This is a genomic window from Gramella jeungdoensis, assembly GCF_023805255.1.
Classification (GTDB): Bacteria; Bacteroidota; Bacteroidia; order Flavobacteriales; family Flavobacteriaceae; genus Christiangramia; species Christiangramia jeungdoensis.
In genome coordinates this window covers 238,490-254,117 of record NZ_JAMSCK010000003.1, presented here as the reverse complement: position 1 = coordinate 254,117, position 15,628 = coordinate 238,490, and the positions used below count along the sequence as shown (strand labels likewise).

The 15,628-nt window shown below is 39.8% G+C and carries 18 protein-coding genes; 17 read left to right on the top strand and 1 reads right to left on the bottom strand.

Annotated features, from left to right (window positions below; all coding sequences use genetic code 11):
- Positions 1 to 3 precede the first annotated feature (3 nt).
- From NE848_RS08805 to NE848_RS08795, 3 genes are all read left to right on the top strand, one after another.
- On the top strand, positions 4 to 1,296 hold the full coding sequence (locus tag NE848_RS08805) for an aminopeptidase P family protein (protein ID WP_252112578.1): 1,293 nt from the start codon (positions 4 to 6) through the stop codon (positions 1,294 to 1,296).
- Between the two features lie 93 nt (positions 1,297 to 1,389).
- On the top strand, positions 1,390 to 2,169 hold the full coding sequence (locus tag NE848_RS08800; protein WP_252112576.1) for an alpha/beta fold hydrolase: 780 nt from the start codon (positions 1,390 to 1,392) through the stop codon (positions 2,167 to 2,169).
- 71 nt (positions 2,170 to 2,240) lie between these two features.
- Positions 2,241 to 2,492 carry a hypothetical protein gene (locus tag NE848_RS08795; protein WP_252112574.1) on the top strand — a complete coding sequence of 84 codons (252 nt, stop codon included), beginning with the start codon at positions 2,241 to 2,243 and terminating at the stop codon, positions 2,490 to 2,492.
- 1 nt (position 2,493) lies between these two features.
- Here the strand turns inward: NE848_RS08795 and thiL are convergent, their stop codons facing one another.
- The gene (gene thiL / locus NE848_RS08790) at positions 2,494 to 3,549 is read right to left on the bottom strand and encodes a thiamine-phosphate kinase (protein WP_252112572.1); all 1,056 of its coding nucleotides are present in this window, start codon (positions 3,547 to 3,549) and stop codon (positions 2,494 to 2,496) included.
- Between the two features lie 226 nt (positions 3,550 to 3,775).
- Between thiL and NE848_RS08785 the strand changes: the two genes are divergently transcribed.
- From NE848_RS08785 to NE848_RS08720, 14 genes are all read left to right on the top strand, one after another.
- A complete protein-coding gene (locus NE848_RS08785) occupies positions 3,776 to 4,105 on the top strand; it encodes a HesB/IscA family protein (RefSeq protein WP_252112570.1) in 330 nt (109 codons plus the stop codon).
- Positions 4,106 to 4,160: 55 nt separating this feature from the next.
- The gene (gene sufB / locus NE848_RS08780) at positions 4,161 to 5,606 is read left to right on the top strand and encodes a Fe-S cluster assembly protein SufB (RefSeq protein WP_252112568.1); all 1,446 of its coding nucleotides are present in this window, start codon (positions 4,161 to 4,163) and stop codon (positions 5,604 to 5,606) included.
- Between the two features lie 20 nt (positions 5,607 to 5,626).
- The gene (locus tag NE848_RS08775) at positions 5,627 to 6,013 is read left to right on the top strand and encodes a hypothetical protein (protein WP_252112566.1); all 387 of its coding nucleotides are present in this window, start codon (positions 5,627 to 5,629) and stop codon (positions 6,011 to 6,013) included.
- 49 nt (positions 6,014 to 6,062) lie between these two features.
- Positions 6,063 to 6,815 (top strand): Fe-S cluster assembly ATPase SufC, encoded by a 753-nt coding sequence (gene sufC / locus NE848_RS08770; RefSeq protein ID WP_252112564.1) that lies wholly within the window; start codon positions 6,063 to 6,065, stop codon positions 6,813 to 6,815.
- Positions 6,816 to 6,901: 86 nt separating this feature from the next.
- On the top strand, positions 6,902 to 8,215 hold the full coding sequence (sufD, locus tag NE848_RS08765) for a Fe-S cluster assembly protein SufD (protein ID WP_252112562.1): 1,314 nt from the start codon (positions 6,902 to 6,904) through the stop codon (positions 8,213 to 8,215).
- Positions 8,216 to 8,239: 24 nt separating this feature from the next.
- Entirely contained in the window at positions 8,240 to 9,478 is a 1,239-nt protein-coding gene (locus NE848_RS08760; protein WP_252112560.1) for an aminotransferase class V-fold PLP-dependent enzyme, read from the top strand.
- 270 nt (positions 9,479 to 9,748) lie between these two features.
- Positions 9,749 to 10,726, top strand: coding sequence for a zinc metalloprotease (locus NE848_RS08755; protein WP_252112558.1), 978 nt, complete (start codon positions 9,749 to 9,751; stop codon positions 10,724 to 10,726).
- 80 nt (positions 10,727 to 10,806) lie between these two features.
- Entirely contained in the window at positions 10,807 to 11,238 is a 432-nt protein-coding gene (locus NE848_RS08750) for a hypothetical protein (protein WP_252112556.1), read from the top strand.
- Positions 11,239 to 11,275: 37 nt separating this feature from the next.
- Positions 11,276 to 11,698 carry a SufE family protein gene (locus NE848_RS08745; RefSeq protein WP_252112554.1) on the top strand — a complete coding sequence of 141 codons (423 nt, stop codon included), beginning with the start codon at positions 11,276 to 11,278 and terminating at the stop codon, positions 11,696 to 11,698.
- Between the two features lies 1 nt (position 11,699).
- Positions 11,700 to 12,023: a DUF59 domain-containing protein gene (locus tag NE848_RS08740; RefSeq protein ID WP_240097339.1), complete on the top strand. Its 324-nt coding sequence runs from the start codon at positions 11,700 to 11,702 to the stop codon at positions 12,021 to 12,023.
- 9 nt (positions 12,024 to 12,032) lie between these two features.
- Positions 12,033 to 12,545 carry a DUF2480 family protein gene (locus NE848_RS08735; protein WP_252112552.1) on the top strand — a complete coding sequence of 171 codons (513 nt, stop codon included), beginning with the start codon at positions 12,033 to 12,035 and terminating at the stop codon, positions 12,543 to 12,545.
- 2 nt (positions 12,546 to 12,547) lie between these two features.
- A complete protein-coding gene (locus NE848_RS08730; RefSeq protein WP_252112550.1) occupies positions 12,548 to 13,450 on the top strand; it encodes a DUF3078 domain-containing protein in 903 nt (300 codons plus the stop codon).
- A 133-nt stretch (positions 13,451 to 13,583) separates the two neighbouring features.
- Positions 13,584 to 14,804: a GTPase HflX gene (gene hflX, locus NE848_RS08725; protein ID WP_252112548.1), complete on the top strand. Its 1,221-nt coding sequence runs from the start codon at positions 13,584 to 13,586 to the stop codon at positions 14,802 to 14,804.
- Between the two features lie 69 nt (positions 14,805 to 14,873).
- Positions 14,874 to 15,599 carry a hypothetical protein gene (locus NE848_RS08720; RefSeq protein ID WP_252112546.1) on the top strand — a complete coding sequence of 242 codons (726 nt, stop codon included), beginning with the start codon at positions 14,874 to 14,876 and terminating at the stop codon, positions 15,597 to 15,599.
- The last annotated feature ends 29 nt before the right edge of the window (positions 15,600 to 15,628 follow it).

Sequence of the window (15,628 nt, the reverse complement as noted above, 5' to 3'; positions counted from 1 at the left end):
TTTATGAAATACGATAGAATCGACTCAAAACTCTTTATAAAGAACCGCAAAAACTTCATGGCTCAAATGAAGCCTAAAAGCCTTGCGGTTTTCAATTCCAATGATATTTACCCCATTGGCGCCGATAGTACTATGCCATTTCAGCAAAACCGGGATATCTTCTATTTAAGTGGAGTAGACCAGGAAGAAAGTATTTTGGTTCTGTTTCCTGATGCGCCTGAAGAAAAGCATCGAGAGATTTTATTTCTTACTGAAACCAACGATCATATCGCGGTTTGGGAAGGAGCTAAACTAACCAAAGAGGATGCGTTTGAAGTAGGCGGTATTAAAACCGTTTACTGGATGAAAGATTTTGAAAAGATCTTTTTTGAGGTAATGACCCAATGTGAAACAGTTTACCTTAATACTAATGAACATTATCGTGCAGCTCATAAGACGGAAACCAGAGACGCTCGTTTTATAAAATGGTGTAAGGAGAAATATCCGGCTCACCAGGTGGCCAAGGCTAATCCTATCCTACAGAGATTAAGATCTGTAAAAGATCCTATTGAGCTTGATCTTATGCAGAAAGCTTGCGATATAACCGAAAAAGCTTTTAGAAGAACTCTAAATTTTGTGAAGCCCGGAGTCTGGGAATATGAGATCGAAGCCGAGTATTATCATGAGATGATAAGGAACCGTTCCAGAGGTTTCGCTTACACGCCTATAATTGCCAGCGGAAAAAATGCCTGTGTATTACATTATATTGAGAATAATCAACAGTGTAAAGAAGGGGAACTAATTCTCCTTGATACCGGGGCTGAATATGCTAATTATTCGAGTGACCTTAGTAGGACTATTCCGGTTTCCGGTAGGTTTACTGACAGGCAGAAACAGGTTTACAATGCTGTGAATAAGGTTAAGAAAGAAGCGACTAAATTGCTGGTTCCCGGAACTCTTTGGAAAGAGTACCATGTTGAGGTTGGTAAGATGATGACTTCAGAATTACTGGATCTGGGATTACTTGATAAAGCTGATGTTCAAAACGAGGATCCGGACTGGCCTGCTTATAAGAAATATTTCATGCATGGTACTTCGCATCATATTGGTTTGGACACTCATGATTATGGTATTCTTACCGAGCCTATGAAAGCGAACCAGGTATTTACCGTCGAGCCGGGAATATATATTCCGGATGAAGGTTTTGGAATAAGGCTTGAAGATGATGTGGTAATTCAGGAGAAAGGTGAACCATTCAATTTGATGAGAAATATACCTATTGAGGCAGAAGAGATCGAAGAGATCATGAATTCCTAAAGCTTCGACGCTTAGGAATACTTTAATATATAATACTTGCCGCGGATTCCTGAATTATCATTCCTGGATTCCGCGGCTTTTTTTTTATAAAAAATGAGCAAGCTGAAGTATAAAGGAGCAAATATCAATTATGAATGTTATGGTGGGGGAGCTAAGGTTCCGCTTGTCTTGTTGCATGGATTTTTGGAAGACCTTCAAATATGGTGGCCAATTGTTAAGGAACTGCAAAAAGAGCGGCAGGTTATTTGCATTGATTTACCCGGTCATGGAAAGTCGCAAGGAGTTTCAGAAATACATTCCATGGAACTTATGAGCGATGTGGTGAATGAAGTGCTTAAAAGCCTGAACATACAGCAAATAAGCATCGCCGGACATAGCATGGGAGGTTATGTTAGTTTGGAATTCCTGAAAAATTTTCCTATGATGTTGAAGAGCGTTATGTTGATAAATTCAACACCGGTTGAGGATTCTGTGGAAAAGCGGAAAATTCGTGAAAGATCTGTTAAACTGGTCGGAGAAAATAAAAAGGCATATGTGAATGTGGCGATCTCTAACCTGTATGCAGATAATAGTAAGCGGAAATATGCTGAAGAGATCGAAGAATTAAAGTCCCGGGCCATGCAAATGGAAGTAAAAAACATTCAGGCAGCCTTAATAGGTATGAAAATTCGCACAAATTATTTAAAGGAGCTTGAAGCTTTCAAAGGACAGAAAATCATAGCGGCTTCAGAAGATGATCCGATATTGGAAATCAAAGAATTAGTAAGGGTTTCCGAGCTGACCGGGTGTGAATTATATAAGATGAGAAACGGCCATAATTCATATATGGAAGACCCATCAAATTTAACACAAAAGTTGCATTTTATCGATTAATTAACGCTTTTTGTCGAACCATTAACTTTTTTTTATACTTTAGTAATCTAGAAACCAGAAATTTAACTTATATGAAAAAAGCAAACCCTACTTTATTCTCATTTGCGAAGGTTCATTGCAGTATTTTCGGTCACAAATTAAGAGTGTCTAAAAACATCACAAATCACATACATGAATACAAGTGTAAAAAGTGCGGGATGGAAATGACAGATACTGCGGACGGCCTTCTGGCGAGGCTTACTCCAAAATTCAAGGAGACTAATGCTTACCTTGCTAAAATTCACAAAAAACGTAAGCAGGTATTCCTCGCAAAAGCTTCTTAATTTATTCTTCCTTTTGACCCATAGAGTTCCAGCCTCGTGCAATTAGCGGAAGTTTCTGACTGGCCCGCGTAATAAGATGCATACCTTCTTTTTCTTCTGTCATATGGCCAATCACCGTTAAATGCGGGTTTCCTTTTATCTTATCATAATCGCTTTGAGAGATTGTGAATAATAGTTCATAATCCTCCCCGCCGCTTAAAGCTATTGTGGTACTGTCCAGTTCAAACTCCTCACATACTGATATTACTGCCGGGTCTAATGGAATCTTTTCCTCAAAGAGGTTCGCGCCTACTTTTGAGCTTTTACATAAATGAATTATTTCAGAAGAGAGTCCGTCGCTTATATCGATCATGGAAGTTGGTTTAACTTCCAGTTTTTTTAGCAAAGGTGGAATATCTTTTCTGGCTTCCGGCTTTAATTGTCTTTCGATAAGATAAGTATATTGGTCAAGATCTGGTTGTGCATTGGGATTAGCCTTGAAAACTTCCTTTTCACGTTCCAGCACCTGAAGTCCCATATAGGCAGCGCCAAGATCACCGGTAAGAACGAGAAGATCATTTGGTTTTGCTCCTTCGCGGTAAACTACTTCGTTTTTTTCAGCAACTCCAAGAGCAGTTACGCTAATGAGCAGGCCTGAAGTGGAAGAGGTGGTGTCGCCTCCAACCACATCTACATTATATATTTTTGAGGCAAGCTGAATACCTGCATACAATTCTTCCAGAGCTTCAACAGGAAAACGGTTTGATACAGCAATAGACACAGTAACCTGGGTCGCTGTTCCGTTCATAGCATAAATGTCTGAAAGGTTTACCATTACGGCTTTGTAGCCTAAGTGCTTCAAAGGCATGTAAGAAAGATCAAAATGTACTCCTTCAACAAGCAGATCGGTACTTACCAGGGTTTGCTGATTTTCAAAATTGAGAACGGCAGCATCATCTCCAATTGCTTTTACCGTTGAATCGAGCTTCGGGCTAAAATCTTTGGTAAGATGATCAATAAGTCCAAATTCTCCTAATTCTGAAAGGTTTGTTCTGCTTTCCTGACTATTCTGAAACATTGTTATTGAATTTAATTGCAAAAGTAAGCATATAAAATTCAATCAAAGCATAAACCCGGCAGGGCATTTTGTTTATCAGTAAGTCCGCTTTTTAAGGATGTAAGAGTTTCCTGGTTCCTCATTGAAGGGCTCTATCAGACAATTCTTAAAACATATGCCTGGTCTATGGTAAAACACATGCTTTGTAGTATATTTGTTCCCAATTTAGAATTAATCTTTATAACTTATGATTAAAGTTAGCGAAGAGGCTAAAACGAAAATTTCCGCCCTGATGACTGAGGAAGGTTTCAGTGTAGAATCTGATTACGTTCGTGTAGGTGTTAAGAGTGGTGGATGTTCAGGATTGTCTTACGAATTAAAGTTCGATAAGGCGCAGAGCGAAGGAGATAAGGTTTTTGAGGATAACAATGTGAAGATTGTTGTCGATAAGCGCAGTGTTCTCTACCTGGCCGGGACCATTCTTGAGTACTCAGGAGGGCTAAACGGCAAGGGTTTTGTGTTTAATAATCCAAACGCACAAAGAACCTGCGGATGCGGTGAAAGTTTTTCACTGTAAGAAGAATTGCTTGCCACGACTGGTGGCATAAATCTAAATTTAGAATTAAGAGAACATGGCATATACTGAAGACGATTTAAAAAAAGAACTCGAAACCAAAGAGTATGAGTACGGATTTTATACAGATATAGAGTCTGATACCCTCCCCGTTGGTTTGAATGAGGATATCGTTCGTGCAATTTCCAAAAAGAAGAATGAGCCGGAATGGATGACGGAATGGCGTCTGGAAGCCTTCCGTGCGTGGGAAGAAATGACCGAGCCGGAATGGGCGAACGTTAAATATCCAAAACCCGATTTTCAGAATATTTCTTATTACTCGGCACCGAACAAGAAACCGAAGTATGAAAGTTTAGACGAGGTAGACCCGGAATTACTGGAAACCTTTAAGAAACTTGGGATTTCTTTGGACGAGCAGAAAAAGCTTGCCGGAGTAGCGGTAGACGTGGTGATGGACTCTGTTTCTGTTACTACTACCTTTAAGAAGACCCTGGCTGAAAAGGGGATTATCTTCTGCTCAATTTCGGAAGCTATTCAGGAACATCCTGAACTGGTTAAAAAATATCTTGGAACTGTTGTTCCCAAGAAAGACAACTTTTATGCAGCATTGAATTCGGCTGTGTTTAGTGATGGTTCTTTCTGTTATATTCCTAAGGGTGTAAGATGCCCAATGGAATTATCTACTTATTTCCGTATTAATCAGGCGGGAACAGGACAGTTTGAAAGAACACTTGTAATCGCTGAACCTGGTAGTTATGTAAGTTATCTGGAAGGTTGTACGGCTCCTACAAGGGATGAGAATCAGCTGCATGCAGCCGTGGTAGAATTAATCGCGCTGGATGATGCAGAGATAAAATACAGTACTGTTCAAAACTGGTACCCTGGAAATAAAGAAGGTAAAGGAGGGGTTTTTAATTTTGTGACTAAAAGAGGACTCTGTGAGAAGAATGCTAAGATTTCCTGGACCCAGGTAGAGACAGGATCAGCGGTAACCTGGAAATATCCCAGCTGTATCCTGAAAGGGGATAATTCAGTTGGAGAATTCTATTCCATCGCGGTTACCAACAATTTCCAGCAGGCAGATACCGGAACTAAAATGATCCACCTTGGCAAGAACACTAAGAGTACCATTATTTCGAAAGGGATCTCTGCAGGTAAATCACAGAATTCTTATCGTGGTCTGGTGCAGATAAATCCACGGGCAGAGAACGCAAGGAATTTTTCTCAGTGTGATTCCCTGCTAATGGGTAATAAATGTGGAGCTCATACATTTCCATATATAGAGGTAAAAAATAAATCGGCACAGGTAGAGCATGAGGCTACTACGAGTAAGATTGGTGAAGACCAGATCTTTTATTGTAACCAGAGAGGTATCGATACCGAAAAGGCTATCGCTCTTATCGTAAACGGTTTCAGTAAAGAAGTGCTTAATAAATTGCCTATGGAATTCGCAGTGGAGGCTCAGAAATTACTTGAAATTTCACTGGAAGGTTCAGTTGGATAATATAGTTCGGTGGACTTGATATGAAGAGGTTATTAGGAGTATTATTATTAACACTGATATTTTTCTCCTGTCAGGATGAAGACAGAAAGGAGTTGATGGAACAACCAGAGACAGAAAAAGTTACTGACAGCATTCAGGTTTTAACAGGAGAGATCGTATATGGGACAAACGCGGCGGTTATAAGAGGAGAGGATTTTGTTTATGGAGTAACTATGGACTCCCTTTCGAAGATACTCGCCGGAAAAGTAGCTCCCTTAAAATCTGATGACTTTGATATGATCCCGGTAACTGTGAAAGCAAAGATCCTCCCAAATCCTCAACAGGAGGGATGGGATGAGGTTATTGAGATCAGAGAAATAATTGAAGTTCCCGAAGCAGAAAATGTTTCAGACACGATAAAAGAATAAAAAAGGAAAAATTAAACTTCTGCCTAAGGCAGATTCAGAATCGATAGAAATGCTTAAAATAAAGAATTTACACGCCAGCATAGAAGATAAGGAAATACTTAAGGGAATAGACCTTGAGATCAAACCAGGTGAGGTTCATGCGATCATGGGCCCCAATGGTTCAGGAAAAAGTACTTTGTCGTCTGTGATAGCCGGTAGAGAGGAATATGAAATGACCGATGGAGAGATCTTTTTTGAAGGAGAGGATCTTACCGAGCTTGATCCTGAAGAAAGAGCACATAAGGGTGTTTTCCTTTCTTTTCAGTACCCGGTGGAAATTCCGGGTGTATCGGTGACCAACTTTATTAAGACAGCGATCAACGCTCAGCGCAAGGCCCACGGAAAGGAAGATATGCCTGCCAACGAAATGTTGAAAATGATTCGTGAAAAAGCGGAGATGCTGGAAATTGACAGAAAGTTTCTTTCACGTTCTCTTAATGAAGGTTTTTCAGGAGGAGAAAAGAAGCGTAATGAGATCTTCCAGATGGCTATGCTGGATCCTAAACTTTCTATTCTGGACGAAACAGATTCAGGTCTGGATATCGATGCTCTTAAAGTAGTGGCCAATGGAGTAAACAAACTGCGTAGAGAAGACAATGGGGTATTGCTTATTACTCACTACCAGAGACTGCTTAATTATATCGTTCCAGATGTGGTTCATGTAATGGTAGATGGTAAGATCGTGAAGTCAGGTGGAAAAGAGCTTGCTTATGAACTCGAAGAAAGAGGTTACGACTGGGTGAAGCAGGAAAAAGCAGTTTAATTAATTTGAGAATTACTAATTAATTCGAGGATTAAAATCAAAGTTGAAATAGAAGCTTAGCGCTTTCAGCTTTAAACTTTAAAAAAATGGAATTAAAAGATAAACTTATCTCATCATTTTTTGCCTTTGAAGAAGGACTGGATACAGACAATGGTATTTATAATATCAGGAATCAGGCAATCAAGGATTTTGAGAACCTTGGTTTTCCGAACCGAAAGGATGAGAACTGGAAATATACATCGCTTAACTCGATCTTAAAGCATGATTATAGTGTTTTTCCGAAGAAGGAAGACGCGATAGATTATAAGGATGTCAAAAAATATTTTATTCATGATATCGATACTTACGATCTGGTTTTTATAGATGGGATCTATTCTTCTCATCTTTCACAAACCACGCATGATAAGATTGATGTATGCCTGATGTCTTCCGCTTTGAATAGCGATAAATACCGCCCTGTAATTGAAAATTATTTCAATAAGTTGGCGCCAAAATCGGGACTTAATTCTCTTAATACTGCATTTGCAAGAGAAGGAGCATTTATCCATATTCATAAGAACAAGCAGGCCGATAAGCCAATCCAGATCATCAATTTTGCAACCGGAAATGAGTCAGCTTTACTTCTTCAGCCACGTAATCTTGTCGTGGTAGATGAGAATTCTCAGGTTCAGATCATCGAAAGACATCAAAGTCTGACAGATCATCCTGTTCTTACAAATTCGGTGACCGAGATCTATGCTGACAAAAGAGCGATTGTAGATTATTATAAGATCCAGAACGATAAGGATTCTGCATCTTTAATCGACAATACCTTTATTGAGCAGCAGGGTGAAAGCACTGTTTCTGTTCATACTTTCTCATTTGGTGGAAAGCTAACCAGGAATAATCTGAATTTTTATCAGAAAGGTGAGCGTATCGATTCTACAATGAAGGGTGTGACCATTATAGAAGATAAACAACATGTAGATCATAATACACTTGTGCATCATATTGAGCCTAATTGTGAAAGCCACCAGGATTATAAAGGGATCTTTGGAGACCGCTCTACAGGAGTTTTCAATGGAAAAGTTGTGGTGGAGAAGGAAGCTCAGAAAACCAATGCATATCAGGCTAATAATAATATACTGGCAGACGACAAGGCTACCATCAATTCAAAACCTCAGTTAGAGATCTTTGCAGATGATGTAAGATGTAGCCATGGTTGTACCATTGGTCAGCTGGACGAAGAAGCCTTGTTCTATCTACAATCAAGAGGAATTCCGCGTAAAGAGGCCCGAGGTTTATTGATGTACGCTTTTGCCAATAATGTGCTTGAAAGCGTGAAGATCCCAGAAGTTAAAAAGAGGATCAATAAACTTATCGCTTCAAAACTTGAAGTTGATCTGGGCTTTAATCTGTAACTTTAATATCTAAAACCATTCAGGATGAGTCATCAAACTCAGGCAAAGACTTTTGAGGTTGAAAAGATCCGTAAGGATTTTCCAATTCTTAACCGTAAGGTTAATGGCTATCCTTTGGTTTATTTTGATAATGCCGCGACCTCCCAGACTCCACAGCAGGTCATAGATGTAATTTCAGATTATTACTCTAATTATAACGCGAATATTCATCGTGGGGTTCATTCCCTTTCACAGGAGGCAACTGATAAATATGAACAGGCACGGATAAAGATTCAAAAGCATTTCAATGCCGAAAAAGCATATGAGATCATTTTCACTTCGGGTACTACTCATGGGATAAACCTGGTTGCCAGCGGATTTTCTGAATTTCTGAAAGAAGGTGACGAAATTATTGTTTCTGCTATGGAGCATCATTCCAATATAGTTCCCTGGCAGATGCTATGTGAAAGGACAGGTGCCGTTCTTAAAGTAATCCCTATGGATGAAAAGGGGGAGCTCATTTATTCGGAATACGAAAAACTTATTAATGAGAATACGAGGCTGGTATTTGTAAATCATGTATCCAATGCCCTGGGGAGTGTTAATCCCATAGCTGATATTATTGAAAAAGCGCATTCTGTTGATGCGGCCGTTTTAATTGATGGAGCCCAGGCGGCTCCTCATATCAAAGCCGATGTGCAGGCCCTGGATGTTGATTTTTATGTTGCTTCGGCTCACAAGATGTGCGGCCCTACAGGGGTAGGCATCTTATACGGGAAAGAGGACTGGCTTGAAAAACTCCCTCCATACCAGGGAGGTGGCGAAATGATCGCCACTGTTTCTTTTGAAAAAACCACCTATGCCGGTCTGCCCCATAAGTTCGAGGCTGGAACTCCAAATATCTGTGGGGGAATTGCCTTTGGTGCGGCTTTGGATTATATGAACCAGATAGGTTACGATGAGATTGCTGCCTATGAGTATGAACTACTTGAATATGCCACCCAGAAGCTTAAGGAGATCGATGGCATGAAAATATATGGCGAAGCTGCCGAGAAAACAGCCGTGATCTCATTCAACATTGAAGGCTTACATCCTTATGATATAGGGACTCTTCTGGATAAAATGGGAATTGCCGTTCGTACAGGTCATCATTGTGCCCAACCTGTAATGGACTTCTTCAAAATACCGGGCACCGTGAGAGCTTCTTTTTCCTTTTATAATACTCATGATGAGGTAGATAGATTTATAGAAGGGGTAAAGAAAGCCAAGATGATGCTTCAATAAAATTCTTACATTTTCTTAACATTTTCATCGTTAAAAGAACCTCCTTTTGCGATGAAATACCTTTTTGTGTTAATAATTCTTTTTTATCCTGTTAAGGATTGCTTAAAACTTTAGCTATATTCGGCGAGTATTTTTCGAAAAAACTTCGAAAAAGTGTCAAAATGTTTAAGCTTAAACCAAACAATTAGAAAGTCGGCAATGTTAATATTTTTTGACCTATACATCTAATGTTGTCGGCAGGAAACAATTCATTAACCCAAAACTTTTTAAATGAAAAGAATTTATTTACTGGCCTCGGCCTTAACCTTAGTTTTTGCCTCCTGTCAAAAGTCTGCAGATGAAGCTGCAGAAGAGACTATGGCTTTACCGCAGGAAGAATCTCTTGCAATCGCTGAAGATCAATGTGGAACCATGGGCGTTTTAGGAGATAAGCTCGCTGAAAACCCCGAACTGGCAACTAAGATGGCTGCTGTTGAAGAGCATACCAAAGAAGCTATCAACAACGGATGGACAAAACGTCTTGCAGCCGATGGGAAAATTGAAATCCCTGTCGTTTTTCATGTATTGTACAATTCCAGCGATGAGAATATTCCTCTTTCGCAGCTTCAGGAGCAGGTTGATGCTTTGAATGAAGATTTTAACCTTCAAAACCCTGGAAGAAACACTATTCCTTCTGAGTTTTCAGCAGTTGAAGCGAATATTGATATACGCTTCGTTCTGGAAGATGTAATTCGTGTAAAAACGAAAAAACGTCAGTGGAGACCAGACGATAGCATGAAATTTTCTTCAAGTGATGGTTCTGATGTTGTAAACCCACAGGAGTTTTTAAACATCTGGGTGGTTAGCAACATGCCATACAGAGGTGGAAATATTCTTGGTTATGCGCAGTTCCCGGGCGGAAGCTGGTCTACAGACGGGGTGGTCCTTGATCACAGATTTACAGGGACGACTCAGTATTCTACCGGAAGAACAGCGACTCACGAAGTTGGTCACTGGTTGAACCTTCGTCATATCTGGGGCGATGGCGGATGTGGAGCTACAGATTATGTAGATGATACTCCAGATTCTGATGCTCCTAGCCGTGGATGTCCGGGCTATCCAACGATTAACTGTGGAACGGCCGATATGACCATGAACTTCATGGATTATTCAGATGATCCTTGTTTGAACATGTTTACCGAAGGCCAGAAATCAAGAATGCTTAGTGTATTTGCTAACGGAGGTTTCCGTGCGACAATGGCCGATTAACATTGAGTTAATTATATATAAAAGAGGCGCCCTCGTGGCGCCTTTTTTCGTATTATGCATTAATTCCTAAAACGAAAGATATGAGAACTTCAATTATAGCCATAATATTAATGATCTTCACTGCGAATGATTGTAAACAATCTGAGCAGACTTCAATAACCTATATCAGTTACGAAACTTTTACCCGAGGTTCTTCTACCATTTATAAGGTCTCGCCGGATAGCCTTGAAATAAAATCATCGGGATTAAACAGTTCTGAATCTTCTATGAATTTAAAAGTAAATCAGTGGAGTGAGCTTTTGGAAAAACTTGAAGGAGTGGAAGTTTCGAAGATCAGCCAGTTAAAAGCGCCCTCCGATGCCAGAGCATCTGATGCAGCTCCACACGCTATTTTAAGCATTCGTAAGAATGATACCATTTATAAGACTAATTCGTTCGATCACGGTAATGCGCCCACTACTATCAAACCATTAATTGAAGCTATCTTAAGATTGGCAGAAAATGTTGAATAGCAGTACTTGTTATTGTACTTTTGCTTAAAATTGAGATATGACGATACAGGAGAAACAACAGGAGGTAATCGATGAGTTTTCCATGTTCGATGACTGGATGCAGCGTTATGAATATATGATAGAACTAGGGAAATCACTACCTCTGATTGACGAAAAATATAAGATTGATGAGAACCTTATTAAAGGTTGTCAGAGTAAGGTTTGGGTTCATGCGGAACTCGATGGGGATAAGCTTGCGTTTACCGCCGATAGCGATGCTATTATCACTAAAGGTATCGTGGCTATCCTTATAAGGGTATTTTCTAATCAGCACCCATCCGAGATCATTGAGGCTGATACCGCCTTTATAGATGAAATTGGTTTAAAAGAGCATTTATCGCCTACAAGAGCCAACGGACTTGTAAGCATGATAAAACAACTTAAAATGTATGCAGTGGCATATCAAACTCAACTGAATTAAAATGGAACAGGAAATAAATACACAGGAACTGGGAGAGAAGATCGTTACCGTTCTCAAAACGATTTATGACCCGGAGATTCCGGTAGACATTTATGAATTAGGGCTTATTTACGATGTGATGGTAAGTACCGATTATGATGTTAAAATATTAATGACCCTTACCACTCCAAACTGCCCCGTTGCAGAATCTCTTCCTATGGAGGTAGAAGAGAAGGTAAAATCTCTGGATATGGTTAAGGATTGTGAGGTTGAAATAACCTTTGATCCGCCATGGAGCCAGGATCTGATGAGTGAGGGAGCTAAACTGGAGCTGGGACTTTTATAATTATTCATAATGGCTGAAGAAATTTTAAATCGCGTAGCGCAAAGTAAACTGATAACCTTTAACCTGGAAGATCATTATCCAAAGGGAGAACGTATTCTATTTGATCTCAGCCAGTGGTTATATGAAGGTTTTGTTTTGCGTGAAAAAGATTTCAGGGATCAGGCGAAGGAACATGACTGGTCACAGTATGGTGACAAGTATATCGCTCTCACCTGTTCTACCGATGCAATAGTCCCGGCATGGGCATATATGCTTATTACGACATATCTTCAGCCGTATGCTAAAAAAGTTGTGATCGGGGATCTTGAAAACCTTGAAAGTCATCTCTATCAGGAGGTAATTGATAAACTCGATGTTTCCGATTTAAAGGACAAGCCAGTTATCATAAAAGGTTGTTCTAATAAGCTTGTACCTAAAAACGCATATCTATTTCTTATAAATAAACTGCAACCGATAGTGAAAAGCCTTATGTATGGTGAGGCTTGTTCCTCGGTTCCTTTATATAAACAACCAAAAAAATAGTTATGAAGAAATTTTTACTTGCCGCTTTAATCCTTTCATCAATAGGCGTTGTTAAAGCCCAGGATAAAAAAGAAAAAGATTCAATCCCTCCTAACGGGTGGAATACCAAAGGAAATATTCAGTTGCTCTTTAACCAGTCAGCCTTTAATAAGGAATGGACCGGAGGAGGAACCTCGAGTATCGCCGGAAACTTAACGGTAAACTACGATTTTAATTATCGAATGGATGATTTTACCTGGGATAATAAGATTATTGGAAACTATGGTCTTACCAAGGTAAAGGATGATGATTTTGCAAGAAAGACCAGTGACAGGCTGGAGATCAATTCGATTGCGGGTAAACAGATAAAAGAGACCAACTTTTATTATTCCTGGTTCCTTAATTTCAGAACCCAGTTTGCGAAGGGTTATGTGTTTAGTGAAGATCCCGATACGGGAGAAACCCTTCGTACTGAAACCACGCACTTCCTTTCACCTGGATACTTACAGACCGGGCCTGGAATCATGTGGAAAAAAAGTGACGATCTAATGGTCAATCTTGCTCCGGCAACAGCGAGGCTGATTATTGTTGACGATAAATTCACTTCGGGAGCAGATTATGTAGATGGCGATTATTTTGGAGTAGACGCTGGAGAAAGCACCAGATTTGAATTTGGAGCATCCTTAAGTGCCCTGGCGAATTTTGAATTGCTTGAAAATGTGAATATGCAAAATTCCCTGAGCCTTTATTCCAATTATCTGGAAGAACCGGGCAATGTGGATATAGATTATTTGATGAACCTTGAAATGGGAATCAATAAATACCTGTCTGCAAATTTACTCTTCCAGGCTATCTATGATGATAATGCTGTTGGCGCTTTTCAGATAAGAGAAGTCTTCGGACTCGGAATTAATTACGGGTTTTAGGAACACACTAAATTAGAACTTATACACTGCCTGCAAACTTGTAAATTTTGCAGGCTTTTGCTTTTCAGTTAAATTTTTGTTGAAGTAAGTAAGGCTGGGATGCAAAAGCTATCTATTGATTACCTTTGTACTTATGATTGAAAAAACCGACTTATCCTTTGAAAGAGCCGTTCTTATTGGTATTGTTACCAGGGAACAGGATGAAGACAAACTTGAGGAATACCTGGATGAACTGGAATTTTTAACCTATACCGCGGGAGGAGAGGTTATAAAGCGTTTTAGCCAGAAAATGGATGTGCCTAATCCAAAGACCTTCATTGGATCGGGTAAGATGGAAGATGTAAAACAGTTCGTTAAAGAGGAAGAGATCGGGGCGGTGATCTTTGATGATGAACTTTCTCCCGCTCAGCAAAAGAATATTGAAAAGATACTGAAATGTAAGATCCTGGACAGAACAGGGCTTATCCTTGATATTTTCGCTCAAAGAGCCAAGACCAGTTATGCGCGTACACAGGTAGAGCTGGCTCAATATGAATATTTACTCCCTAGGCTTGCCGGAATGTGGACTCACCTTGAAAGACAGCGTGGTGGTATTGGAATGCGTGGTCCGGGTGAAACCGAGATCGAAACCGACCGTAGGATCGTTAGGGATAAGATCAGTCTCCTTAAAAAGAAACTTGCAACCATCGACAAACAGATGGAAGTTCAGAGAGGTAACCGTGGCCAGTTGGTTAGGGTTGCGCTGGTAGGTTATACCAATGTGGGAAAATCTACACTAATGAACGTAATAAGTAAAAGTGAGGTCTTTGCTGAAAATAAACTCTTTGCCACGCTTGATACGACCGTTAGGAAGGTTGTGATTCGCAATTTACCCTTCCTGCTTACCGATACGGTAGGATTCATCAGAAAACTGCCTACCCAGCTTGTGGAGTCGTTTAAATCTACACTGGATGAGGTTAGGGAATCTGATCTTCTGCTTCATGTGGTGGACATTTCTCATCCTAACTTTGAAGAGCATATAGATTCGGTTAACCAGATTCTTTCCGAGATAGAAGCTCTCGGAAAACCTACGTTGATGGTATTTAATAAGATTGACGCCTATGAACCGGAGCAGCTGGACGAGGATGACCTGATCACCGAAAAAACTTCAGCTCATTATTCATTAAAAGAATGGAAAAAGACCTGGATGAACAGGCTGGGAGATAATGTCCTTTTCATTTCAGCATTAAATAAGGAGAACCTCGAAGATTTCCGAAGAAAGGTATACGAAGCCGTAAGAAAGATACATATAACCCGTTTCCCTTATAATAACTTCCTGTATCCTGAATACGATAAATACGGGGAGAAAAAGTAGCTTAATAAAGCTTTAACGCTATTTGGAAGTATTCTTTTTAAATTTATAAGTATCAAATACTTATAAGTTATGAGAAGAATAATTTTATTATCAGTTTTCTTATTTAGTACTGCTTTCTATGCGCAATCCCTGGAAGGTTCCTGGAAGCTTATCGAGAAAAATGGAAAAGAGATAACCGATAAGGAGGTGATAAGAATTTATCAGGATGGTTATTTTGCCGAAGGAGCAAAGAAGTCAGGATCTAATGAATTTCTGTGGGCGCAGGGAGGAGAATATGAGTCCGGCGATTATACCGAAAGCCTTGATTTTCATACGGAATACCCCGAAAAGGTTGGAGAGACCCTGGATCCCAAGCTTACATTTTTGGATGGTAACAATAAGATAGAGATCAACGATGTAACTCAGGATGAGATTTGGGAACGAATTTCAGATAATGAAAATGACCTGAGCGGTAACTGGGTTATTACGGGAAGAAAAAGAGATGGTGAGCTTAGCCGAATGACCCCTGGTGACCGTAGGACGATAAAAATTCTTGGAGGTGACCGTTTCCAGTGGGTAGCCTTTAATTCCGAGACGCGCGAATTCTTTGGTACAGGAGGAGGGACCTATACCGCTGAAAATGGAAAATATACCGAAAATATCGAATTCTTCTCAAGGGATAATAGCAGGGTAGGAGCGAGCCTTGGTTTTGATTATGAAGTTAAGGATGGTGATTGGCATCACTCAGGAAAAAGCTCGAAAGGAGACCCAATGTACGAGATCTGGTCACCCTATGCTGAAGCTTATAATCCATAAATAAGTAAGAAAAATTTGAACTCTATAAA

Excerpts from the sequence above, each read along its gene's own strand:
- NE848_RS08805 (WP_252112578.1), top strand. The coding sequence starts at position 4 with ATGAAATACGATAGAATCGACTCAAAACTCTTTATAAAGAACCGCAAA.
- NE848_RS08800 (WP_252112576.1), top strand. The coding sequence starts at position 1,390 with ATGAGCAAGCTGAAGTATAAAGGAGCAAATATCAATTATGAATGTTAT.
- NE848_RS08795 (WP_252112574.1), top strand. The coding sequence starts at position 2,241 with ATGAAAAAAGCAAACCCTACTTTATTCTCATTTGCGAAGGTTCATTGC.
- thiL (WP_252112572.1), bottom strand. The coding sequence starts at position 3,549 with ATGTTTCAGAATAGTCAGGAAAGCAGAACAAACCTTTCAGAATTAGGA.
- NE848_RS08785 (WP_252112570.1), top strand. The coding sequence starts at position 3,776 with ATGATTAAAGTTAGCGAAGAGGCTAAAACGAAAATTTCCGCCCTGATG.
- sufB (WP_252112568.1), top strand. The coding sequence starts at position 4,161 with ATGGCATATACTGAAGACGATTTAAAAAAAGAACTCGAAACCAAAGAG.
- NE848_RS08775 (WP_252112566.1), top strand. The coding sequence starts at position 5,627 with ATGAAGAGGTTATTAGGAGTATTATTATTAACACTGATATTTTTCTCC.
- sufC (WP_252112564.1), top strand. The coding sequence starts at position 6,063 with ATGCTTAAAATAAAGAATTTACACGCCAGCATAGAAGATAAGGAAATA.
- sufD (WP_252112562.1), top strand. The coding sequence starts at position 6,902 with ATGGAATTAAAAGATAAACTTATCTCATCATTTTTTGCCTTTGAAGAA.
- NE848_RS08760 (WP_252112560.1), top strand. The coding sequence starts at position 8,240 with ATGAGTCATCAAACTCAGGCAAAGACTTTTGAGGTTGAAAAGATCCGT.
- NE848_RS08755 (WP_252112558.1), top strand. The coding sequence starts at position 9,749 with ATGAAAAGAATTTATTTACTGGCCTCGGCCTTAACCTTAGTTTTTGCC.
- NE848_RS08750 (WP_252112556.1), top strand. The coding sequence starts at position 10,807 with ATGAGAACTTCAATTATAGCCATAATATTAATGATCTTCACTGCGAAT.
- NE848_RS08745 (WP_252112554.1), top strand. The coding sequence starts at position 11,276 with ATGACGATACAGGAGAAACAACAGGAGGTAATCGATGAGTTTTCCATG.
- NE848_RS08740 (WP_240097339.1), top strand. The coding sequence starts at position 11,700 with ATGGAACAGGAAATAAATACACAGGAACTGGGAGAGAAGATCGTTACC.
- NE848_RS08735 (WP_252112552.1), top strand. The coding sequence starts at position 12,033 with ATGGCTGAAGAAATTTTAAATCGCGTAGCGCAAAGTAAACTGATAACC.
- NE848_RS08730 (WP_252112550.1), top strand. The coding sequence starts at position 12,548 with ATGAAGAAATTTTTACTTGCCGCTTTAATCCTTTCATCAATAGGCGTT.
- hflX (WP_252112548.1), top strand. The coding sequence starts at position 13,584 with ATGATTGAAAAAACCGACTTATCCTTTGAAAGAGCCGTTCTTATTGGT.
- NE848_RS08720 (WP_252112546.1), top strand. The coding sequence starts at position 14,874 with ATGAGAAGAATAATTTTATTATCAGTTTTCTTATTTAGTACTGCTTTC.